This is a genomic window from Hyphococcus lacteus (assembly GCF_041058985.1).
Classification (GTDB): Bacteria; Pseudomonadota; Alphaproteobacteria; order Caulobacterales; family Parvularculaceae; genus Hyphococcus; species Hyphococcus lacteus.
On record NZ_JBEHZE010000001.1, the window covers coordinates 811,093 to 833,781 of the forward strand.

Sequence of the window (22,689 nt, forward strand, 5' to 3'; positions counted from 1 at the left end):
CCTGCCCAAGGAAGCCCAGCCCATGACCGACGATACAGCACCAAAAAATGCGGGCTCCAGCGACCAACCGCAGCACGCGCCAACAGCACACCCACCTGTGGCAGAGGGTCGCGTCGGGGTGCTTTTGGTCAATCTCGGAACACCGGAGGCACCCACCACGAGCGCTGTACGGACTTATTTGCGTGAATTCCTCAGTGATACGCGGATCGTGGATTTGCCGCGTGCACTGTGGCTGCCGGTGCTCTATGGGTTCATTCTCAACATTCGCCCCGCAGCGACCGCCCAGAATTATAAAAAAATATGGCGTGAAGAGAGCAATGAAAGCCCGCTACGCTATTACACCCGGGCCCAAGCCGAAAATCTAGCAACACATTTTGATGACGTAACCGTCGAATGGGCCATGCGGTATGGTACGCCATCAATTTCCGAAAAACTCAATGCGTTAAAGGCCGCAGGCTGTACACGGATCTTGGTCATACCGCTTTATCCGCAATATTCAGCGACAACCACCGCCAGTGTAACTGACGCTGTGTTCGACGCCGTAAAAGCAATGCGGTGGCAACCTGCCATTCGGATTGCCCCTGCGTTTCATGATGCTGGGGCTTATATATCAGGCCTTGCGGAAACTACGCGCCAGCACTTTACAAAGATCGGCTGGCAACCAGACCGTATCGTGCTTTCATTTCATGGCTTACCACAGCGTTATTTCGAAGCCGGTGATCCCTATTATTGTCACTGCGCAAAGACTGCGCGATTACTGCGTGAAAAAATGGGGTGGTCAGAGGAATTTGCGCCTTTAGCGTTTCAGTCAAAATTCGGGCGCGAGAAATGGCTCGAGCCTGCTGCGGATGAAACCATCAAAGAGCTAGCTGAGAACGGTGCCAAAAATATTGCTGTGATCATGCCCGGCTTTGTCGCTGACTGTATTGAGACGCTAGAAGAAATTGATATCGCTGCGCGAGAAACTTTTCTTTCTGCGGGCGGTGAGAAATTTACCGCCGTTCCCTGTCTCAACGACACACCAGAAATGAATACTCTATTGGCTGATATCGCGCGGCGCGAAACCGCCGGTTGGGTTTAGGCGAACTTTCGGACACACGCCAGAAATGCATCGACCTCAGCCTCTGTTGTTCTGAACGATGTAATCAAACGGCTCATGCGCCCGTTCACGGGGTCACCGGGTGTAATCCACGGGTAAAACCAATAACCTTCCGCCCGTAGCTTGTCCGCAACTCCTTCCGGAAAACAGGCGAAAACCTCGTTGATTTCAGTGGCATACGAAATTTCGACACCATCAATAGCCGCAAGCCCGGTCGAAAGCTTTGACGCCATTTTGTTTGCGTGGCTTGCTAACGCCAACCAAAGCCCATCATGGAAATAGGCATCGAATTGGGCGGCGATAAAACGCATCTTTGACCACAAATGGCCCGCCCGTTTACGGCGCATTTCAAAATCATGCGCCTTGTCTTTATCGAAAAATACTACAGCTTCGGCGGCAATACAGCCGTTTTTTGTCCCGCCAAAACAAAGGACATCGACACCCGATTGCCAACTTAACGCGGCAGGGCTTTCACCAGAGGCCGCAACAGCATTCGAAAAACGCGCACCGTCCATATGGACAAGCAACCCAGCGTCATGGGCCAAACCGGTTAGCGATTTTAATTCGTCAACAGAATATCGCGTGCCGCATTCTGTCCCTTGGGTGAGCGACAAAACGGATGCAGGGGCACCGTGGGGCCGGCGTTCGGGAAATCCGTTTAGTGCTTTTGTAACCGCGTCAGGCGTTAACTTCCCGCCCTTGCCCGAAATCGGTAGCAGTTTTGCACCGCCGGTAAGAAACTCCGGTCCGGCGCATTCATCCATTTGAATGTGGCTTTCTTCGTGACACAAAACCATGCCGTAGGGCGGCGTCATTACTGACAATGCAAGCCCGTTTGCCGCGCCGCCGGTTGCCACGAAATAAACCGCCACGTCGCATTCAAAAATTTCGGCAAAGCGCGCTTCAACGCGTTTCGTCAGACCATCACCACCATAAGCAGGAACAGCCCCCTCGTTCGCGTTCGCGATGGCCGCAATAATTTCAGGGGCGGCACCTGCCCAATTATCAGAAGCAAAGGTCATGACTTTACGCTGGCTCAGTCGAACGTATATCGTCAAGACCTGCGATAAATTCTACAAAACTCGGCATCAAAGCAACCGCTCCGGCTTCTAAAAGGCGATTGCCATGACCGTCGTAACAATGACCACCCCCAAGGAAGCCCCACGCCGTCATCCCAGCCGCAATCGCGGCGCGAACACCGTTTGCGCTATCTTCTAATACCAGACAGCGTGCTGGGTTCACGCCCATTTTTTCGGCCGTATAGAGAAAAATATCGGGTGACGGTTTACCCTCGGCGACGAGATCAGCAGAGTAAACATGTGGCGCGGCAAGATCGTAAAGCGATGTACGCTCTAATTTCGATTTAAGAAAATGCGCCCGCGATGACGACGCGACGCCCAAATGTCCAAAGCGATCACGAACCGCCACAAGCGCTTTATCCGCATTGTCTATCGGTTGCAGAAGATGTCGTTCACGACCACGTCCGGCCAAAATGGTCTCTTCAAAATCCGTAGGCGCATCGCATTGATGCATTGCGTAGTAATCAGCGCGCAATTCTTTGAAAAATGCACCATCATGAAGACCGACAAATTTCTGTACATATTCGGCAGGTGAATATGTCAGACCAAGATCCACCAAAACGCTGCGCTCCCCACGAATTGCAAGAACTTCGGAATCCACCAACACACCATCACAATCAAAAATGACTGCCTCGAACTTTGTCATCACACTCTATACCTTTGGCCATCTGTTGATGCCTTATGGCAGCGCGGCCACATTTTATCCAGTAGGCATTAAGCGACCACAAAAAAGGGCCCCGTAGGGCCCTTTTTCATCCGTAAACCAATAGTTATCCTGCCAATGATGCGAGCAGTAACAATGCCACGATATTGGTAATTTTGATCATTGGGTTCACCGCAGGACCCGCCGTATCTTTGTAAGGGTCGCCAACAGTGTCGCCAGTCACAGCGGCTTTATGGGCTTCTGAGCCCTTTCCGCCATGATTGCCATCTTCGATATATTTCTTGGCGTTGTCCCACGCGCCGCCACCGGCAGTCATCGACACCGCGACGAACAAACCGGTGACGATGACACCGATCAACATCGCACCCACCGCAGAAAGCGCAGCAGATTTATCAGCAACCGCAAGGATGACAAAATAAACAACGATCGGTGAGAAGATCGGCAGCATTGACGGCACCACCATCTCTTTGATCGCCGCTCCGGTCAGCATATCGACCGCGCGCGCATAATCAGGCTTCTCTGTGCCTTGCATGATGCCCGGCTTTTCTTTGAACTGCCGACGGACCTCTTCGACAATCGCACTAGCAGCACGACCAACGGCCTGCATCGCTAACCCGCCAAAGAGATATGGCAACAAACCACCAATCAACAGACCGGCAATCACATAAGGGTCAGACAACGAGAAGTTGACATTCACGTCCGCAAAAAACGGGTATTCCGTTGGGTGTGCAACAAAGTGCTCGATGTCTTTGGTGTAAGCCGCAAAGAGCACCAGTGCCCCAAGCCCGGCTGAGCCAATCGCATAGCCTTTTGTAACCGCTTTGGTTGTGTTCCCAACGGCATCCAACGCATCAGTCGTATCACGGACCGATCCTTCAAGGCCTGACATTTCTGCGATACCACCGGCATTATCCGTAACCGGACCAAAGGCATCAAGAGCAACGATCATACCCGCCAAGGCAAGCATCGTGGTCACAGCCGTTGCAATCCCGAAAAGTCCCGCAAGATTGAATGACGTGATAATCGCAGCAACGATCACAATCGCCGGCAGTGCGGTGGCTTCCATAGAAACAGCAAGCCCCTGAATGACGTTTGTGCCGTGTCCGGATTCAGACGCAAGCGCCACCGATTTCACCGGGCGGTATTCTGTGCCCGTATAATATTCTGTGATCCAAACGATAAGTCCCGTTACAACAAGACCAATTACACCGCAGAGAAATAGGCTAAGCCCGGTGAAAGGAAGCCCGCGGCTGGTTTCGGCAACAGTTTCGGAAAACCCGAACATCTGGAACGTGACGCCGCCCACAGCCACAAGCGACAAGACGCCCGTCACAATCAACCCCTTATAGAGCGCACCCATGATATTCGTAGACCCCTTGGATAGGGTCACGAAATATGTCCCGATGATTGAGGTGATGATACAAACCGCACCAATCGCCAACGGGTAGAACATAAACTGTGCGGCATTTGCCGTGAACAAGATCGACCCAAGCACCATGGTGGCAGCAACAGTCACCACATAGGTTTCAAACAAATCGGCCGCCATACCCGCACAATCACCGACATTGTCGCCAACATTGTCCGCGATTGTCGCCGGGTTTCGGGGGTCATCTTCTGGAATGCCCGCTTCAACCTTGCCGACCATATCGCCGCCAACATCAGCACCCTTGGTGAAGATGCCACCGCCAAGACGCGCAAACACCGAAATCAATGACGCACCAAGCGAGAGCGACACCAAGCCATTCACAACGGCACGGCTTTCCGGCGCGTGGCCAAGCACACCCGTAAGGAACCCATAATATGCAGCAAGCCCCATAAGCGCGAGACCAGCCACCAAAAGCCCGGTGATCGCGCCCGAACGAAACGCAACTGACAGTCCTTTGCCAAGGCTTTCGCTAGCGGCATGAGTCGTTCTGACATTGGCCCGAACAGAAACCAGCATGCCTATAAAGCCCGCAGCACCCGAGAGAACGGCACCGATCGCAAAACCAAATGCCGGAATAAAATCGAGCTTGAAAGCCCCAAGTAGTACCAGAAATACGACACAGCCAACGATCGTAATGGTCTGATATTGTTTCTTTAGATAGGCGCTCGCGCCCTCTTGGATTGCCGCCGCAATTTCACGCATGCGGTCATTTCCAGTTGGCAGTGAAAGTACTGATTTTACGGTAATCGCGCCGTAAAGTATGGCTAAAAGACCGGCCCCTATAACCGCCCAAAGCTCCAAACTCATGATGTTCCCTTCCTCAATCTTATATTTTTTGCTGATTGTTAAGTGGCAGTGCCAGGTATGGCCGCAGCAACGAAGGAAATTCGCGCGCGCTTCAACCCGCCCCTTGTGAAGTCATCGGCGAATCTGACAAAGCAAAAGGTTAAAATCAACAAAAACTTACGCCGACTTGGTATGGCCAAGTCGGCGCAGGTCAGGTCGGAACGTTTTTAAGCGTCGGAAAAGCCGTTATGCAGCGCGTGAACGCATCGAGCGTTTTGTGTCTGGCTCGGCGTCCGTGAGTTCTTTAACCCAAGGGTAACGAACGGCCGTTTCGTCTGTGTAACCAAGGTTACGCGCGGTCGCACTGCGCGGTGCATCCTCTGTCGTTTCATAGAATGTCCGGAAGACACGATCCCAGAAAAATTCTGCAATGCCGTAGTTACCATTTTCATTGTGAAAGTGGTGTGCGAGGTGGCGTGTTTTGATCGTTTTCCAGAATTTTGACTTGGGTTCAAAAGCGAGATGCTGCCCAGCATGCAAAAATTCCGTGTAACAGGTCATGGCAACCGTGCCTAAAATAGCGCCAGCGGCACCAGAAACACCGCTAATCAGATATCCAATCGGACCCGCTACAAAAATAATCGTCGGAAGCGTGGTGTGGAGACCGCCGAACAACACGGAAAGGTCGTTGGGGAAACGATGGTGATCATAGTGAACTCGCTTCCATAACCGCGCGAGATACGGCGTTTTGTACATCCAGCTTCCATGCAGGATGAACCGGTGAACGATATACCATGAAATCGGAAACATCACCGCACCGACGCCAAAAGCCAGCAAAAACATAGGTATAGACGTTATCGTAGCGATGCCAACACCAACTGCGATGACCATAATCAGCGCGTAAATCTGGATCGCCGGATAGGTGATATATGCTTTGACAAGGTCGTCAAATGTCATGCGGTTGAGAAGATATTCCTCTTCTTTCCATGCTTTATAACCGATAAAGAGCCGCATTAGCGCACCTGATGTTGTTTGCTGAGACCGAGGATACATCATCCATATCGGCGGCCATAACAATAGGGTTGCGATCCCGCGAGGCGCGATCACAGCGTGGGGAAAGTAGGCTCACCAAGGCCAGGGTTCAAGCGCCTTTGTCCCATTCTCGATCAATTATCCGCGCCGAATTGTGCGCTAGTTGTAACATCTCGCCGCAAATCTTGATGCAATGCAGTAAGTAAAGGACTTGCCCGTTGACCCAAGGCCTTGTATCGGCTCAAGATTAATGCCGTTAGCCCATATTCTGGTGTGGGCCGAGGGGTTGAAGTCGCTCAACTGCCGGGAAACCTGGAGCAGCATGAGGCTGGAGGCATACGAAAACGTGTGCCAGAAGGTGACAAAACCGGCCTGAGGTCGCAAAGTTAAATATGCCGGCAGATGCTGGTGGCAAATCCGCCGGCGTAAGTCGGTATCATAAACTCCGGGCTAGTACCGGACACCAACGTGCCGGAAACAGCCGGCAGAGTGCGGGGCGTAATAAATGGCCGTGATCCCAGAACTTGGCAAACAAGAACCAGCAAACATGCCTACCCCGACCAGTAATAAATCGCTGGCAACGAAGGCGGGTGGCTTCACGACGATCATCGACGCGCTCGATTACGCCGCCCAAGGTGAAACAGGGTATTCGTTCTTTAACTTACGTGGCGAAGTTTCGACTGCCCTGCCTTATCGGGAGTTGCGCGACAATGCGAAAATACTAGCGCGTCGTCTTGCCGGTCGGTTTGAGCGCGGTGCGCGCCTTGCGGTTGTTGCGGAGACAAGCCCTGAATTTCTGACGACATTTTACGCCTGCCAATATGCCGGCCTGATCCCCGCGCCGATGCCGATGCCGGTTAATCTTGGCGGCAAGGATGGATACATCACCCAAATTCGGCAGATGATTTCTGGTGCCAAGGCTGATGCAGTGGTTGGCCCTGTGAATTTACGGGAGTTCCTGTCCGATGCGGCTGATCAAGCGGGCTGTGATACCGTTCTTGATTTTGATGAACTGAATGCGCTCGAAGATAACGGCGTAGAGGCTGTGCCTTTTGGCCCTGATGATTATTGCTATATCCAATATTCTTCCGGTTCGACTAGCGCGCCCAAAGGCGTCATCGGAATGCAGCGTACTGTTTGTGCGAACCTGACTGCGATTGCACGCCACGGTATGGGCCTGCGCGATGGTGACCGCGCCACGAGCTGGTTGCCGCTTTATCACGACATGGGCCTTATTGGTTTTGTACTGACACCAATGACCTGTCAGGTTGGTGTTGATTTCCTAGCGACATCTGATTTCGTTCGTCGGCCATTATTGTGGTTGCGGATTATCACCGAACATAAATCGACGATTACCTACAGCCCTTCATTCGGGTACGAATTAGCGGCAAAGCGTTCTGCGCGTGCGGAACCGGGCGCGATTGATCTTTCGCGGTTGCGCGTTGCAGGTATTGGCGGCGATATGGTTCGCCCCGAAGCGCTAAACGCCTTTGCCGAGGCTTTTGGACCATTTGGTTTCAACGCAACGGCATTCCTGCCGAGCTACGGCATGGCCGAAGCAACCCTAGCGATCTCGTTCCCGGATCTCGAAGAAGAAGTCATGGTCGATGAGGTCGACATGCGCCATTACACCCGTTCCGGTGTGGCGCAACCCGCATCAGCCGTGACATCTCCCGAACACAAACGTGGTTTCGTATTATGCGGCCGCCCCCTAGAAGGTCACGCCATCGAAGTCCGCGATGAAAACGGCAGCCGGATTGAAGAACGCCAGGTTGGTCGGATCTTCATCAAAGGGCCAAGCCTTACGCCCGGTTATTTTTCCGATCCGGAATCATCAGCCGCAATGTATAATGGCGAATGGCTCGACACTGGCGATATGGGATATTTCCTCGCCGGTCAGATTGTTATCACGGGCCGCGCCAAAGACCTGATCATTATCAATGGTCGGAATATCTGGCCACAAGACATCGAATGGGCCGTTGAAAAAGTCGATGGAGTACGCGGCGGTGGTGTTGCAGCATTTTCCGTTGATGATGGCGGTTCAGAACGGATTGTCGTCGTTGCAGAGCGGCGTGGTCTTGACGCAGAAGCGCTTGCTACATTGAAGCGCGAAGTTTCTTCTGTTGTGCAAAACGCAGTCGGCGCACCAGCAGAAATTGTTCTCGCGCGCCCGCATTCGATGGTGGTTACATCATCCGGTAAGTTATCGCGCGCCAAGGTAAAACAAAAATACCTAGATGGTGCGTTTGGCGAAGACGCGTCACAAGAGAATGCGGTGCGCCCACTCGCAGAGGCCCGCGTTTGAACAAAAGAGCTGCGGTCACCGGCGGCACCGGTTTTGTCGGCACCGCACTGATCGAACACCTAATCAACGATGGCTGGGAAGTTACCGCACTAGCGCGTGATCCCGCACGCCTGAACCCCGAACATTTAAACACGACGCAAAAACTACGCGTGGTCGAAGGCAGCCTTGCTGATCCAAAGGCGCTTGCGAATTTAGCTGATGGTGTTGATGTTTTTTTTCATCTTGCCGGTCTGACACACGCAAAACACCCCGACGACTATCGCAAGGTCAACGTAGACGGTGCGGTCGCCGCCGCAAAAGCCAGTCGCGACGTTGGCGCATTATTCGTTCACACATCATCTATGTCCGCAAGGATGCCGAATACCTCACCCTACGCACAAAGCAAATTTGAAAGCGAAACGGCAGTCGATGCTGTTGGCGGGAGGTGGGTGGCCCTGCGTCTGCCGGCTATTTATGGGCCACGGGATATGGTGACCCTGCCGGTTTTTAAGCTGGTCAAAAGCGGCCTTGCCCTCGAACCGCGCACCGAAACGCCAGCCCGCGCCTCCATCCTTTTTGTAGAAGATGCAGCATCATCGCTTATTGCAGCTGCGCAATCAGCCCCGCCCGGTCATGTTTATGAGGTCGGAGATGAGCGCCGCGACGGTTTTGCATGGTCAGAAATCAACGCCGCTCTGGGCGAAACCCTCGGTACCCAGCCCAAGCCGATACGGGTACCGCGCAGCGTCATCTCGCTCTATCATAGCGGCGTTAGGGGCTTTGAGCGCTTGTTTGATCGTGCCCCCAGCGTGCGTGAGGGTCAGATCAATGAATTTTTTCACCCTGACTGGGTTGCGCGCGAGAACTTGCTGTCCGACGCTTGTGGATGGCAGCCACAAACTTCATTGAAAGAAGGGTTTGCAAAAACCGCCCATTGGTATCAAAAACACGGCCTACTTTAGCGTTAAACATCATTCGCCATCTTTTCGCTAAAAACCGATCAAGGAGATAAGACGATGTCCGGCATTCAGGAAGACGACGATCTCGTGTTCCACAAGATTTGTGCGCTGCTTGAGCCCCTTAATGAGAAGGGCGTCAAGATGACTCGCGATACAGACATTATTGCAGATCTCGAAATCGACTCCGTGTCGTTGCTCGACGTGGTGATGGATATTGAAGATAATTACGACATCTCCATTCCGGTCAATACGATCTCGGAAATCAAAACAATCGGCGAGTTGGTCGATGCCATTCACGAAATCAAGAAAGAGCAGTCCTAGCGATGAGCCTGTTTGACAAATTCGAGCCAACCGCAAAACTTTTGCAAAGCCTTTTAGAGGCATCGCCGCGCGACCCATTCAGCGTCAAGATGGACGAAATGAAAGGCCCGACGCGCGCAATCGTTGAAGGCCAAGAAATCGTCCTTGCAGGAACCAATAATTATCTTGGCCTGACCTACGACGAAGGTGCCGTCGAAGCCGCCGTCGAAGCGGTTAAAGAATCCGGCACAGGCACCACTGGTTCGCGTTTTGCCAATGGTACCTACTCGGCCCACCGCCAACTCGAAGAAGATCTGGCAAAGTTCTTGGGTTATAAATATTGCATGGTTTTTTCGACCGGTTATCAGGCGAACCTTGGTGCTATCTCCGCTCTCGCCACCGCGCCCCATGACGTGATTCTAATCGATGCAGACTGTCACGCCTGTATTTATGATGGGTGTCAACTTTCTGGCGCGGAGACAATCCGTTTCCGTCATAATGATCCTGAGAGCCTCGACAAGCGCTTGTCCCGCCTTGGGCCAGAGGTCAAAGGCAAGCTGGTTTGTCTTGAGGGGATGTATTCGATGTTTGGCGATGTTGCGCCAGTCAAGGAATTTGTCGAAGTCGCCCACAAACATGGCGCTTATGTATTGCTTGATGAAGCGCATTCATTCGGTGTGTTCGGCGAAAACGGACAAGGCGTCTGCGAGGCCGAGGGCGTTCGCGATCAGGTTGATTTTTACACCGGCACCTTCTCGAAAAGCTTGGCCTCCATCGGTGGATTTGTTGCCTCTAACCATCCACAGCTGGAGTATCTGCGCTTTTCAAGCCGCCCATACATGTTCACCGCGTCGCCATCGCCGTCGAATATTGCAGCAGCTTCAGCGGCGCTTAAGCGAATTTCAAGCGACAATTCAATGCGCGAGAATCTTTGGAAGAACGCCAAGCGCATCCACGAGGCATTCACCCAGCTTGGGTTTGAGACTTGCGCGCCCGTTGGCCCGGTCATCGCCGTTAAACTCGCGAATAAAGAACAAGCCTTCATGGCATGGAACGTTCTGATGGAACATGGCGTTTACGTTAATCTGGCTATTCCGCCTGGCACGCCAAATGCAACGTCGATTCTTCGCCTAAGCGTTTCAGCGGCACACACGGATGACGATTTGGACATTGTTGTCAGCGCTTACACAGCGCTGTCGCAAATCTTGTCTAAACAAGCACAAGAAGCCTGAGGGGGGAGCCCGCGCGCCTTCACAATCGCGTCAGGCTCATAAGCGCCACATTTTCGCCGCTCGATTGGCGATTGCGGGGCTTATGTGTCGGGTTAGGAAAAGGATGAAGGACACATGTTAAAGCGTACCAGTCTTTTGGCCAGTTCATTGATTGTAAGCGCGTCTATTCTGACGACGGGCGCAGCATTGGCCAAAAAAACGCCACCGCCGACCGCTGCCGATTACGAGTTCGAGCATGTCAGCTGTAAAGGCGACGAAAACGAAATCCGCATAATTGTCGCTGGCATTAAAACCCCCAGCGGATTGATCACTGCGGATTTGTTCCCGAACAAAGAAGATGGCTTTTTACGCGGGCGTGGACGCTTGCTACAGGTCAAATTTGCGGCCAAGGCACCAATGACCAAGTTTTGTGTCACTGCGCCGGAAAGTGGCCAATTCGCCATGTCGGTCTATCACGACGGCAATGCCAATGGCACATTCGACAAAAATGGGATCGGCCTGCCGGCGGAACCTTGGGGCATCTCTAATAACCCAAAGGTACGGTTTGCGCCCCCACCCGTCGAGAAAGCGCTGTTCACTGTTACCAAAGACACGCCAGCGCAAGTCTATATCGATCTGAACTAGGTCGCACACTTTTCATTTTGGCTAATCCGCTTTAGTCACGACTGATACCGGTCTTCAAGATCGGAGCAGCCGAAGGATTATCCATGCTTGAAACTAATCGCACTGTCGAGATACGGCCGGTCACGACACCGGCAGAACGCAAAGTGTTTATTCGCGTACCCAATGCGATTTATGCAGATGATCCAAACTATGTGGCCCCGCTGGAGTTTGAACTCGCGAGCCGATTAGACGCAGACAAAAACCTGATCCTTAAAGGGCAAAAGCACCAACTTTGGGTTGCCTACAAAGACGGTAACCCGGTTGGACGCATCTCGGCCATTATTAACAACGCGCATCTTGCACGCCACCATGATGGTGCATGCCATTTCGGCTTTTTTGAATGTATCAACGACGAAGACGTTGCAAAAGCACTACTTGATACCGCCGCCCATTGGGCGCGTGAACACGGCATGAAAAAAATTGCCGGACCATTTAATTTTTCGGTCAATGAAGAAGTTGGACTATTGGTCGATGGGTTCGACACGGCCCCTTATGTGATGATGCCACACGGTCGGCGCTATTATCAAAAGCTCGTTGAAGATCTCGGCTTTACCAAAGCCATTGATATGTATGCGCTGAGCTATGTACCGCACGGTGACATGATCCCGCCTAAGCGCAAGCGCTTCCTCGACAAAGCAATGTCTAAAGCGGACGTTACGATCCGCAATATCGATATGTCGGATTTCAAGAATGAAATTGGTCGTTTGGTCGACATCTTCAATGATGCGTGGTTCGAAAATTGGGGCTTTGTTCCGTTTACGGCAGAACAGGTTGAACATATGGCGAAGGAGTTACGCCCAATTATATCGCCGCACAATATTATCTTTTGTGACTACCAAGGCGAGCCAGCAGCGTTCGGCTTAGTATTACCAGACGTGAATTATGTGGCGCGTGATTTTGGCGGCAAGCTGTTGCCTTTTAATTGGGCAAAGCTTTTGTGGCGATTAAAAGTAAAACCAGTGCCGCGCGCGCGAATGCCGCTTATGGGCGTTGTGCGCAAATTACACCGCCGACCAATTGGCACTGCGCTCGCCTATAAAATCATCGAAGTTGCACAAGCGGCCAACGTATCACGCGGCGTCGTACATTCTGAACTATCGTGGATTCTCGAAAGCAATGAATCTATGGTGTCGTTGCTGCTCGATCTGGGGGGTGAAATTTATAAAACCTACCGGATCTATGAAAAGCCGCTTTAGGTCTGCTTTTCAATGGCTTACGCCTAATCGCCCGCACTCAGTGTGGCAAAAGAATTGACCTAACTGCAGTCGTTCTTTGAGAAATCGACAAATCTTAAGCGGTCTGAGTTAATCAGTGCCCTTACCGGAAAAATGGCTCATCAAAGCTACGCAGCTTGCGTGAATGTAGTGTGCCAGCTTGCTCTTCCTGTCGCAAAACTTCAATTGCGCGAACACCAATTTCCAGATGTTGGCTTACGCTTTCCTGATAAAACGCATCAGCCATCCCCGGCAGTTTGACCTCGCCATGAAGCGGCCGATCAGAAACACATAAAAGTGTTCCGTATGGGACACGATAGCGATACCCATTGGCCGCGATTGTCGCCGATTCCATATCAATGGCGATTGCGCGCGCCTGATTAAGACGAACGGCATTGCGCTCAAACCGTAATTCCCAGTTCCGGTCACTCGTCGTAACCACCGTTCCGGTGCGCAAATGCTCTTTTAATTTGCGTCCGACATTACCCGACACTTCTTGTACGGCGCGGGTTAATGCAAGTTGAACCTCTGCGAGCGTCGGCAAGGGAACCGAGGGCGGCAACACATCATCAAGCACATTGTCTTCGCGCAAATAGGCATGCGCCAATACATAATCACCAAGACGTTGTGATCGACGCAGACCGCCACAATGACCAATCATCAACCAAACTTGTGGGCGTAACACGGCCAAATGGTCAGTAATGTTTTTCGCGTTTGACGGGCCAACACCAATATTCACAAGGGTTATTCCCTTATGACCGTCTTGGACCATGTGGTAGGCCGGCATTTGCGGCAGCCGCGGCACCGGCCCGTCGGCGGGCTTTGCGCCTTTTTTAGTGATCCTTTCACCGGGTTCGATCAGCGCATCAGCGCGACCCGCCTCGATCTCACCTTTGGCATACTCCACAAACTCATCAACGTAACGCTGATAGTTTGTAAACAGAATATAGTCCTGAAAATGTTCTGGCCGTGTCGCAGTATAATGTTGAATACGGTGCAACGAGTAATCGATGCGCTCTGCCGTAAACAATGACAACGGCATCGCACCATGGCGTTTCAGAATGAATTCACCATCAACAATATCATCATTGGTCGCCACCAAATTAGGCGTATGGAAATAATGTTGAAGTTTGTTGCGTTTTTCCGGTGTCAGCAGCGCCGTCGCTTTTTCAAGCGCGAATGTAAGCGGGATGGGGGTCAGTGATTTGCCCACATATATCTTTGCGGAAAAGCGCTCAATCGTCCGCGAAATTTGCGCCTTTAGGTAATCTGCGAAAAGTGCAGGCTGGGTGATCGTCGCGCCGTGGACGCTATTTGATGAAATCTGGCCAAGGGCGAGTTTTGAAGTTTGGGGGGCGGCTTCTGCGGGGACCACAGCACACAAATAAGGATAGACCCCAGCTGAACTTGAATCTGTGCTTGGCTCTAATGTCTCGTCACCCTGCAAATAGCGATCAAAACGGTCTTCGATTTGTTTGTGGGCTTGTTCATAAAGCGCGACCAACCGATCGACAGCTTCTTGAGGGGTTTTACAGGCAACGAGTTCAGTAGCGGGTGCGTCAAAGTCCACAGTCGAGGCCATGTTTTCTCCTCCAAAAAATAAAAAAGTCCCGTCCTTTACACCTCTCAGCGCAATTTTGCCAGCTTTTTAAACACCCGCCCGCGCTGATTAACGCGCTTCGTCGTCACTCAGCGCTCTCGCTTCGTCGACCAACATGATCGGGATTCCGTCGCGGATCGGGTAAGCCAGACGGGCTTTTTTACTGGTTAGCTCGTTTTTCTCGCGATTATAAACCAAAGGGCCTTTCGTCTGTGGGCAGACAAGCTCAGCCAGAAGCTTCGGGTCAATTTCGGTCTGATCGTCAGTCATTTCACTTCGCCCTATTGTAGTGGCGTTTCGTCATCTTCTTCGCCGCCGGGAAACGCCATCAATGCTTCAAGGCACTGCGCCTGCTCAGCCAGTGTTTCGGCTTCAAGCAATGCCTGTTTTTCGTTTGACGCGAAAGGACACCCCATGGCCAAGGAAACCACCAACGCTTCGGTCGGAGCGGCGGATGCCTGTTCCCATTCAACCGCCATATTTTCCGCATCAAGATAATGTTTTAACGCGTCCAACAAAACATCGCGGTCAATGTCATCAACGCTATTATCCCGCAACACATCAATTTCATAAGCCGCCCAGTCGGGGCGCCCTAAGCGGTAAGGCGTATCGGCGGCCAATTCTTCGGCGAGCTTGAACCGGCGCGTCCCCGTTAAGTTAATCAGATAGCGGCCATCTTCGGTTTCCGTAAACGATGTAATGCGCCCAGCACAGCCGACATCATAAAGTTCTGGCCGCCCGGTTTCTGACTCGTCCCGCGGTTGAATCATTCCGATAAGCCGTGACCCGGCGAGCGCATCATCAATCATACGAAGATAGCGCGGCTCGAATATATTCAGCGGTAATTGCCCGCCCGGCAGCAACATTGCGCCGTCTAGGGGGAACAGCGGAAGAATTTGTGGTGTCGGCTCTAGCTTCATGGGCGAAGCGAACTCCTAAGAAAACAAGATCGATGACAAACGGCGCCGCCCCGCAGCGGTCGCCGGGTGGGCGTGACCGAGCGCTTCAAAAACTGTCAGTAGTTTTTTACGCGCGGCTTCTTCGTTCCAATCACGGTCACGCTCGATGATATCCAACAAGGTGTCAATCGCCGGCTCCATCGAACCCGCACCAAGATAGCCGCCAACCAACGCAAATTGCGCGTCAAGATCGGCTGGGTTGGCATCAACTTTAGATTTTAGCGTCGCAAGATCTTCGCCGCCTTGATGCCCTTCGGCGATGGAAAGCGCCGCAATGACACTCGACAGCGCCGGATCCTTTTTCTTGTCTTCGGGTACCATCGCGATGGTCTGTTTGGCCTGTTCAGCGTCACCGAGCGCAAGCTGGCATCGCGCAAGCCCCGCGAGTGCGGCTACGTTCTCACCATCCTGTTGCGCGGCATGGGCAAAATACTGGGCAGCTGTCGCAACATCGCCATTGTCGAGCGCCTGTTGACCAACGGCCACGTAATCCTCTTCGGGACCAGTAGCATCCGCACCCCCTGCCGCTGCTTGAACCAAGCGTTCAACAAACTGTTTGATTTCGCTTTCGGGTACCGCGCCCTGAAAGCCATCAACCGGGCGCCCTTGGAAAAAACCGTAAACCGTCGGAATCGATTGGATGCGCATTTGCGAGGCGAGCATCTGGTTCTTATCAATGTCGATTTTGACCATGCGCACCTTGCCTTGAGTGGCATGGACAGCGCGCTCGAGCATCGGGCCGAGCGTTTTGCAGGGACCACACCATTCGGCCCAAAAATCGACAATGACCGGCACGTTCATTGACGCGTTGAGGACTTCCTGTTCGAAAGTCTCGATCGTCACGTCTTTTACCGCGTCGCCACCACTAGGGGCCGATGCGCCCATGCCCAAAATCTCGCTCATGCTTTGTCTCCGTTTTCCGTCCCATTAGATGAGGGTCCGAGGCCCGAAACGCAACCGCTTGTGGCCTTGAGAACCACCAGAAATTGGCGGTTAGCCCTCGTCTAAGTCCAGTGGGTTGGCCAAATCGATGATTTCTGGCGCAAATCCGCATTCTTTGACGAACGATACCAAATCTTTCGCAGAAATTGCGGTCGAAGCATTATTTTCAAGCGGGTGAAACCAGACCGGATCTGCCGCCAATAGCGCCGTATCGAGGATCACCGTCGTAACGGCCTTGGCGCTTTCGTTCATGAGCGTGAAAGGCGTCACGGCACCGGGGATCACCCCCAATGTTTCGGTCATCAAATCAGGCTTACCAAATGACAGCCTTCCCTTGGCGCTCAGGCGCTTTCCGAGCCCCACTAGGTCAACCCGCGTGTCAGACAAGGCAATCGCCAGAAACAGCGTCCCGCGCTTGTCCTTGACGAACAAATTCTTGGAATGACCGCCGGGCCATTGTTTTTTCAGCTCGCGCCCCTCCTCGACCGTAAAAATTGGCGGATGCTCTACGGTTCGATGCGAAATCCCGAGTTTGTCCAGAAACACAAAAAGATCAGCGCGGGTGGCAGCACCGGGAAGCGGTGCTGGCGTTGGGTTTGTACTGTCGTCAGCTGCGGTCATGGGGGTCCTTTTCACAAAATTATTCAACAATGCTCGGATGCCAATGTTTCCGCTTGCCAAGCCATGCTCCCTCGTGCATATAGCGGCCCCTGTCGACCATCAAGTTGGCAGAATACGTCAGTGAGCGGGCGTAGCTCAGGGGTAGAGCGAAACCTTGCCAAGGTTTAGGTCGTGCGTTCGAATCGCATCGCCCGCTCCAGTTTTCTCAAGAAAATAGACGAATAAGTTAGCCGCAGGATATTATTTTGCGACGGAGCCAGTGCTACGCATTAGGCCCCAAATTATGTGCGGCGGCCTATAAACTCTACCGACAAAGTTTTGGCTATTCGGATGGGATTCTTCTGACGTTACCATTAGCTGACGAGCATTGCGTTACACCGTGATGTCTACGCAGGCTTTGCTCGAGGTCTCGCTCGACTTGAGCTGACATTTTCATTCCGGAACAATAATACCCAACAATGTCGGACGTCTCACGCGATTGAAAATAAGCGAGTCGTTGTTCTGTGGTCATGGCTTCTATTGCCGACATTGGTTTTGGCTGCATACGAAACATTGCAAACCCGAAACATGCCGACAAAACAACGCCGAAAAGTAGTATTTTTGACATTCATTTTTCTCTTCGGCTGACAACCCACGGCGATATTACTCACCGAATAGGTTTTCTGACGCAAGACCGTTTTTTTGCAGACCAACCTCAATCCATCAAAGGCAATTCGTAAAAGACCACGCTCCGTCGTGGGCGGCTGATGCCCCAGACTTGGCGAGGGTTTTTCGAATCAAACGCAAAGGCCTGCCCTTCGGTTGGGACGTCGATTGTCGCTACATGCTGAAGAACGGGGCCCATTTTTGGAAATTCCATCACATACATTTCGCGGCGGTCATGGCCCAACAAATAGAGCCGCCCATCATTTCCAATAGCGCCGCCTGACGCGGCCTGAGGTGCCATCCGGTCAAGCACCGCTTTGGGCAACGCGTAACCACCAGTGCGTCGCCATTCGCTGTCATAAGTCACAACAGACGCATAATTATGGTCTTTGAACGGTAGGCCAGTGTCATCGTCGTAATGGGCGAAGCCCGCGATCCAACCATCTTTGTAATGATCAAACCAGACCAGTGATCCCTCATCCATCACACCGAGGCTTTTGCTATCAATGTGGGTCATGGTTTTTGTGTCAAAAACTTCAATCGAGCTCGCCATAGGCAGGTTGGGGTGGTTTGAATTGGCGCAAAGTAATTTCCCGCCCTCTGGGAAACAGCTATTCAAATGACCAATCGGGCCACCGCGTGTGCCGACCCACCGACTGACAAATTCGCCATTGTCGCGCCGGTATTTTCCGATCACGTAATTCACGATGGCATAGAAATATTTGTCATCGGCGGCAGCACCCTGCCCTGCTTCAATCGCTGGAAATTCAGCAATTTTTTTTGCGCTTAATGCTTTGACCGGCTTTGCTTCAAAATCCTGAACGCCAATGGCGGCCCATGCGGCGCGACGGGCCTCGCGTTTTTCGGTTTGCTCGTCGGCTTTGGCCGACGCCACCGCCAAAAGACATAAAACCAATGCCGATAGGTATTTTGAAATACACATGGAGAAAACCCTTTATAAATTGGGCTTTTCTTAGCGCTGCCCCTTTCCGAAAGGGTGACAACCACATGGCGGTTCTATTAATTTTTTTTGGCAAAAGCGCACATAGCGCAGCGCAATCAGATATTACGGATCGCGGCTTTCTTGTGTTCTAGATCTGGGTGCATCTGACGGAAGACTTCACCGTATTTATAGAACGGAATTCGAGGATTAAGATGATGCACAAGGTGATAGTTTTGAAACACAAAAATTGCGGTTAGCAGGGGCTGAAGACGCGGGGTCGTCAGCAACACATTGCTTGCTTGATAGGCTTCGGTATCCGTATGGGGATGATGCACCGCATAGGCAAAGAAATAAGCAAGGAACGGGACCGTCAGAAAACCCGGCAGCACCCAAAGCATCATAATTTCATAACCGTAACCGATCGCAAACGCAGTCGCCACAATCACGATTGCCAACAGGCGCTGGCCATAAATTGAAATCATTGCGCGCCGCGACAATGCGCCGATGCTCGAAAGGCGCCAAATTTGGCGCTCATACCCGACCAATATGCTGGCACAGCAAATAAAAACCACGAATGGATTTTTCCGGGCCACCCACATATCACCATCTTCGACCGGGTTGTTCGGCGCACGGTGGTGGGCAAGATGAATGGCCTTAAACGCCAGAAAGGGCAGAAAAAACCAAAAGCTGCCAAAATGGCCAATCGCTTCGTTCAACCACCGTAATTTTGGTGCCCCGGCGCTAATGTTTCGGTGGATCGCCTCATGGTTTGTGTGCGCAGTAAGGTACAACAGCACCGCATTAACGAGGCACGCAGCCCAATAAGGAATAATGCCGCTGAGTGCGCCCCAAACCGCAAGCGAAATACCAATCCAGAGCGACGCAAAAAAGCCGACCGTGGGCCAGGCGGCACCACGAATGGAAGAGCGTTGTCTTGTTGGCGCAAAGCCGGTTATGGAACTTTCAGACATGACGTTTAGTATTCATTAATAATTTATCCACGGCAAGTGCCGTTTACGGACAGAAAACCTAATCAAACAGCACTTTTCGGACGTTATTTCGTCTCATACGCCAAGTGCTCATTAACTCTCTTGCGCTAGATATTGCTCATGGCATCGCCGACCACGACCGCTGTACGACCCGCAACGAAGCGGCCCAACCCGCTTAGCATGTTCAAAGCATCGCTAGAGCGCGACGGCCTGTCGGCCAAATTAGCGCGTTTCATCGACCCAGAAGTTGAGCGCAAATACACACAACATCTCGTCGAAAAGACGGTCCCGACCGAGCGTATCCTCTGGTATTTGGTGATATTCACCTATTTCAGCTACGCCATTCTCGATGTAACGACGATTACGGAAAAGCTGGAATCGGTACTCATTATCCGTGCGATTTTTGGCACGATCATGATGTTGTTGATCCCGCTATCGTTTATTCCAAAGGTCAAACCGCATTTCGGTCTGCTAAGTGCCAGCGGGCTTTTTGTCTCTGCTATTGGTGTGATTTGGATGATCGCGATCATCCCACCACAGGGTGCGCCGCCCTATATCATCGGGGTGTTGATCGTCTTTATTGCGTCGTCCTGCATTATGCGGATTCCATTCCCCGTGGCGGCGGCGGCCTATCTAACATCATCGCTCGTTTATGTTGCAGTGCTCAATCTGAATCCAAGCTTTTCAAGTGTGGATATTATTTCGGGGCATTTCTTTATGCTGAGTATCGCCTTCGTGGCGGTGATCACCAACTACACCCAAGAGCTACGCTCGCGGACGATCTGGCTTAGAGATGAACAACGCCAACGTGATAGCGAAATGATTGAACGGCTATTGATCGAGGCAACAGCCGCCGACCAGTCAAAAATTAACTTCCTGTCGATGATGAGCCACGAACTGCGAACGCCGTTGCACCAAATCATCGGCTATACGGAAGTGGTGACCAATTCTTGTAAAGCGGCCAATGACGATTCAGATAACGTCCAACACCTGAACGAGATTCACGGCTCGGCGCATATCCTGCTTTCACGCATTCAAAAAATGCTCCGTTTTGCCGACGCAACAGCCGGTAAAATGAAATATGAAATCGGCAATACCGGCGTCGAGGAATTGGTCGATGTCTCACTCGAACAGATGCGCACCGGATTTGATAAAAAAGACATCACTGTCAAACAGGATAACCTTAAAGACGGGACGATTTATATCGACATCGTTCACACCTGTTATGCACTCAACAATCTACTTGAAAATGCGCTCAATGCATCAGCAAAAGGCGGTATCATAGAGATCAGCGGCGGCACAGATGACGACGGTGCGTACGAGCTTGTGATCACCGACCATGGCCGCGGCATGAGCCCCGAGCAAATTGATAAAGCGCTGAAACCGTTCACGCAGGGTGAACACGCCTTGCGTCGTTCGACCGAAGGGTTGGGTCTTGGCCTGACGCTCGCCACCCGAATTTTCCAGGATCAAAACGCAACCATCAAACTTGAATCAGATGGCACCAGCGGAACGTCCGTCACCGTCAGGTTTGAACCACCCGTCAAAGCGAAAGCGCCGTCCGAGGACCAGGAAAGCATTGCGAGTTAAAACAGTGTTCTAAGCCAACTCTAGCTGGCTGGTTTTTCAACCACCAAGAAATAGACAGCTTCCATCGGATCAGAAATAACCGATACTTTCGCATCAGGAATTTCGCGTGCCATTGCCTTCATTTCTTCTTCGTTGCGGAAATACAGCGTCCAATCGGTGATATATTCAAGCGGCCAAATCATGCCGGTCGATAAATTGTTCACATTGCCAACAATCACCTGACCGCCGGGTTTAACAAAATCATATAGCCGTTTGATGAAACGCTGGGCGAGTAGTGGGTTCAAATAGTCAACGAACCCCGACGAATAAATAATATCATTATTCATGAACGCTGCGTTATCCGGTGATGGCCTTAGCATTTCCCGGAAGGAAATGTTGAGCCCAGTGACGTTAAGACGATCACGATCCGGCATGGTCGCAATCCGTTCAAACGCATAATCGAGCGCTGCAGGTTCCTGATCAACCAAATTCATCCGCCAACGAACGTCATCAGGCGTACCTGATAGGATATCTTCCATCTCTCTGGCCGGACCACTGCCGACACTGGTGATCGTAAACTCATCACCGTTACCACTGCGGCGGTCATTGGCGTAATCACAAACAAGACTCGCGACCATTTCCATCCGGGTAATGATCGCCCGTGACGCGCTCATCCCCAAAAGGTGCAGGAATTTTTCTGCGACACCCGCGCCTTCAGGTTTTTGTTCATAGCCGTAATTCATAATCTTGTAGTCACCGGGGTACCCAGCCGGTTTGAAATAACAACGTGCCCACCCGGGGCCCGCCAGCAACATTTGTGTCACCGTGCGTTCCGTATAGGATTTATATCCGATGCGGCGCTGTTTTTCGTTGTGAATATCCCCCACCAAGGCGTTGCCCTCTTGGACAAGATCAAGCCACCCGGTTTCAGCCGAGGCCGCAAGGTCGCGCGCGATGTCATTACGCTCAGCTTCGCTCAGACGGCCTTCAATCGGGCCGACAAATTTTTGAACACGCAACAGATAACTACCCAGAAATGCTGCGGCATCTGCACAAAAGGTTTTGTAAGCGATCGGAGGCTCTAATAACTCGACCGGCGTCCGCGCTTCGCGCGCAAGAATACTGGCATTTTCGCGAATGAGCCAATCAAGATCGAAGCGGTTGGATTCCAGTTCAAACCCGGTCGTTACTATCCCTGAACCACTGTCAGCGCGCGCTTTTCGCGCCGTGCCCAGAAAAAGTTCGCGACCATGTTGCGTTAGACGCAACAATCCGTGCTCACCCGGCGCTTTAGCAGGTTCATCATCGGTGGGCCGACGGTTAAGGCACCCGGCACCACGCGCACTTATATTGTGTAGATCATAAGTTTCGTCTTCAAAGACCAATCTTGGTGGGTTTCCGCCGAAAATCTCCGATGCCTCAAATCGGCTAGGACGGAAAAACCGTGCCTTACCTGCTGCACCGGAAAGATCCTCGTAAGTTTTAGACATACGCCACCCGCGTTCAAAATATTGTCCCCGTGGAAATTAGTATGCCTAATGAAAAATAAAGATCAATCGGTGGAGAGGCTTTGACTGTCAAAAACAAATAGTTAACGCAGACTTTTTTTCTGGATGCGGATCAGTTTCGCCCTTAGGGCGAGCCATTCAGGCGCTCACACATTAGCGTTTATCGTTAACGCCG

Annotated in this window: 21 protein-coding genes and 1 tRNA gene; 9 read left to right on the top strand and 13 right to left on the bottom strand. The window is 52.0% G+C overall.

The window, feature by feature from the left end:
- The first annotated feature begins 22 nt into the window (after positions 1 to 22).
- On the top strand, positions 23 to 1,081 hold the full coding sequence (gene hemH, locus ABFZ84_RS03905; protein WP_369312609.1) for a ferrochelatase: 1,059 nt from the start codon (positions 23 to 25) through the stop codon (positions 1,079 to 1,081).
- On the opposite strand, the gene ABFZ84_RS03910 is transcribed toward hemH, so the two are convergent.
- The 4 genes from ABFZ84_RS03910 to ABFZ84_RS03925 form a co-directional block, all read right to left on the bottom strand.
- Positions 1,078 to 2,121 (bottom strand): threonine aldolase family protein, encoded by a 1,044-nt coding sequence (locus ABFZ84_RS03910; protein ID WP_369312610.1) that lies wholly within the window; start codon positions 2,119 to 2,121, stop codon positions 1,078 to 1,080. The genes hemH and ABFZ84_RS03910 overlap by 4 nt on opposite strands.
- A gap of 4 nt (positions 2,122 to 2,125) precedes the next feature.
- Entirely contained in the window at positions 2,126 to 2,824 is a 699-nt protein-coding gene (locus ABFZ84_RS03915; protein WP_369312611.1) for an HAD family hydrolase, read from the bottom strand.
- Between the two features lie 124 nt (positions 2,825 to 2,948).
- Entirely contained in the window at positions 2,949 to 5,075 is a 2,127-nt protein-coding gene (locus ABFZ84_RS03920; protein WP_369312612.1) for a sodium-translocating pyrophosphatase, read from the bottom strand.
- 225 nt (positions 5,076 to 5,300) lie between these two features.
- Entirely contained in the window at positions 5,301 to 6,068 is a 768-nt protein-coding gene (locus ABFZ84_RS03925) for a sterol desaturase family protein (RefSeq protein WP_369312613.1), read from the bottom strand.
- A 523-nt stretch (positions 6,069 to 6,591) separates the two neighbouring features.
- Between ABFZ84_RS03925 and ABFZ84_RS03930 the strand changes: the two genes are divergently transcribed.
- From ABFZ84_RS03930 to ABFZ84_RS03955, 6 genes are all read left to right on the top strand, one after another.
- A complete protein-coding gene (locus ABFZ84_RS03930; RefSeq protein ID WP_369312614.1) occupies positions 6,592 to 8,391 on the top strand; it encodes a fatty acyl-AMP ligase in 1,800 nt (599 codons plus the stop codon).
- Positions 8,388 to 9,332, top strand: a complete 945-nt coding sequence (locus tag ABFZ84_RS03935) for an NAD-dependent epimerase/dehydratase family protein (RefSeq protein ID WP_369312615.1) — start codon at positions 8,388 to 8,390, stop codon at positions 9,330 to 9,332. Before ABFZ84_RS03930 ends, ABFZ84_RS03935 begins: the two co-directional genes overlap by 4 nt.
- Before the next feature lie 54 nt (positions 9,333 to 9,386).
- Positions 9,387 to 9,650 (top strand): acyl carrier protein, encoded by a 264-nt coding sequence (locus tag ABFZ84_RS03940; RefSeq protein WP_369312616.1) that lies wholly within the window; start codon positions 9,387 to 9,389, stop codon positions 9,648 to 9,650.
- Between the two features lie 2 nt (positions 9,651 to 9,652).
- Positions 9,653 to 10,861 (top strand): serine palmitoyltransferase, encoded by a 1,209-nt coding sequence (gene spt, locus ABFZ84_RS03945; protein WP_369312617.1) that lies wholly within the window; start codon positions 9,653 to 9,655, stop codon positions 10,859 to 10,861.
- Positions 10,862 to 10,975: 114 nt separating this feature from the next.
- Positions 10,976 to 11,485 carry a DUF2141 domain-containing protein gene (locus tag ABFZ84_RS03950; protein WP_369312618.1) on the top strand — a complete coding sequence of 170 codons (510 nt, stop codon included), beginning with the start codon at positions 10,976 to 10,978 and terminating at the stop codon, positions 11,483 to 11,485.
- An 83-nt stretch (positions 11,486 to 11,568) separates the two neighbouring features.
- The gene (locus ABFZ84_RS03955; RefSeq protein WP_369312619.1) at positions 11,569 to 12,720 is read left to right on the top strand and encodes a hypothetical protein; all 1,152 of its coding nucleotides are present in this window, start codon (positions 11,569 to 11,571) and stop codon (positions 12,718 to 12,720) included.
- Between the two features lie 121 nt (positions 12,721 to 12,841).
- Here the strand turns inward: ABFZ84_RS03955 and ABFZ84_RS03960 are convergent, their stop codons facing one another.
- From ABFZ84_RS03960 to ABFZ84_RS03980, 5 genes are all read right to left on the bottom strand, one after another.
- Positions 12,842 to 14,320, bottom strand: a complete 1,479-nt coding sequence (locus ABFZ84_RS03960) for an AMP nucleosidase (RefSeq protein WP_369312620.1) — start codon at positions 14,318 to 14,320, stop codon at positions 12,842 to 12,844.
- 87 nt (positions 14,321 to 14,407) lie between these two features.
- On the bottom strand, positions 14,408 to 14,587 hold the full coding sequence (locus tag ABFZ84_RS03965) for a Trm112 family protein (RefSeq protein WP_369314536.1): 180 nt from the start codon (positions 14,585 to 14,587) through the stop codon (positions 14,408 to 14,410).
- Between the two features lie 32 nt (positions 14,588 to 14,619).
- Complete coding sequence (locus ABFZ84_RS03970) at positions 14,620 to 15,258, bottom strand: LON peptidase substrate-binding domain-containing protein (RefSeq protein ID WP_369312621.1); 639 nt, start codon at positions 15,256 to 15,258, stop codon at positions 14,620 to 14,622.
- Positions 15,259 to 15,273: 15 nt separating this feature from the next.
- A complete protein-coding gene (trxA, locus tag ABFZ84_RS03975; RefSeq protein WP_369312622.1) occupies positions 15,274 to 16,200 on the bottom strand; it encodes a thioredoxin in 927 nt (308 codons plus the stop codon).
- Positions 16,201 to 16,290: 90 nt separating this feature from the next.
- On the bottom strand, positions 16,291 to 16,860 hold the full coding sequence (locus ABFZ84_RS03980) for a prolyl-tRNA synthetase associated domain-containing protein (protein ID WP_369312623.1): 570 nt from the start codon (positions 16,858 to 16,860) through the stop codon (positions 16,291 to 16,293).
- A gap of 124 nt (positions 16,861 to 16,984) precedes the next feature.
- Between ABFZ84_RS03980 and ABFZ84_RS03985 the strand changes: the two genes are divergently transcribed.
- Positions 16,985 to 17,059 (top strand) — tRNA-Gly (locus tag ABFZ84_RS03985).
- A gap of 123 nt (positions 17,060 to 17,182) precedes the next feature.
- Here ABFZ84_RS03985 and ABFZ84_RS03990 read toward each other — a convergent pair.
- The 3 genes from ABFZ84_RS03990 to ABFZ84_RS04000 form a co-directional block, all read right to left on the bottom strand.
- Positions 17,183 to 17,467, bottom strand: a complete 285-nt coding sequence (locus tag ABFZ84_RS03990; RefSeq protein WP_369312624.1) for a hypothetical protein — start codon at positions 17,465 to 17,467, stop codon at positions 17,183 to 17,185.
- 87 nt (positions 17,468 to 17,554) lie between these two features.
- On the bottom strand, positions 17,555 to 18,448 hold the full coding sequence (locus ABFZ84_RS03995; protein ID WP_369312625.1) for a hypothetical protein: 894 nt from the start codon (positions 18,446 to 18,448) through the stop codon (positions 17,555 to 17,557).
- Positions 18,449 to 18,564: 116 nt separating this feature from the next.
- Positions 18,565 to 19,419, bottom strand: a complete 855-nt coding sequence (locus tag ABFZ84_RS04000; RefSeq protein ID WP_369312626.1) for a fatty acid desaturase — start codon at positions 19,417 to 19,419, stop codon at positions 18,565 to 18,567.
- A gap of 138 nt (positions 19,420 to 19,557) precedes the next feature.
- On the opposite strand from ABFZ84_RS04000, the gene ABFZ84_RS04005 reads away from it, so the two are divergent.
- Positions 19,558 to 21,027 (top strand): sensor histidine kinase, encoded by a 1,470-nt coding sequence (locus tag ABFZ84_RS04005; protein WP_369312627.1) that lies wholly within the window; start codon positions 19,558 to 19,560, stop codon positions 21,025 to 21,027.
- A 20-nt stretch (positions 21,028 to 21,047) separates the two neighbouring features.
- Here the strand turns inward: ABFZ84_RS04005 and ABFZ84_RS04010 are convergent, their stop codons facing one another.
- Positions 21,048 to 22,496, bottom strand: a complete 1,449-nt coding sequence (locus ABFZ84_RS04010; RefSeq protein WP_369312628.1) for a class I SAM-dependent methyltransferase — start codon at positions 22,494 to 22,496, stop codon at positions 21,048 to 21,050.
- Between the last annotated feature and the right edge of the window lie 193 nt (positions 22,497 to 22,689).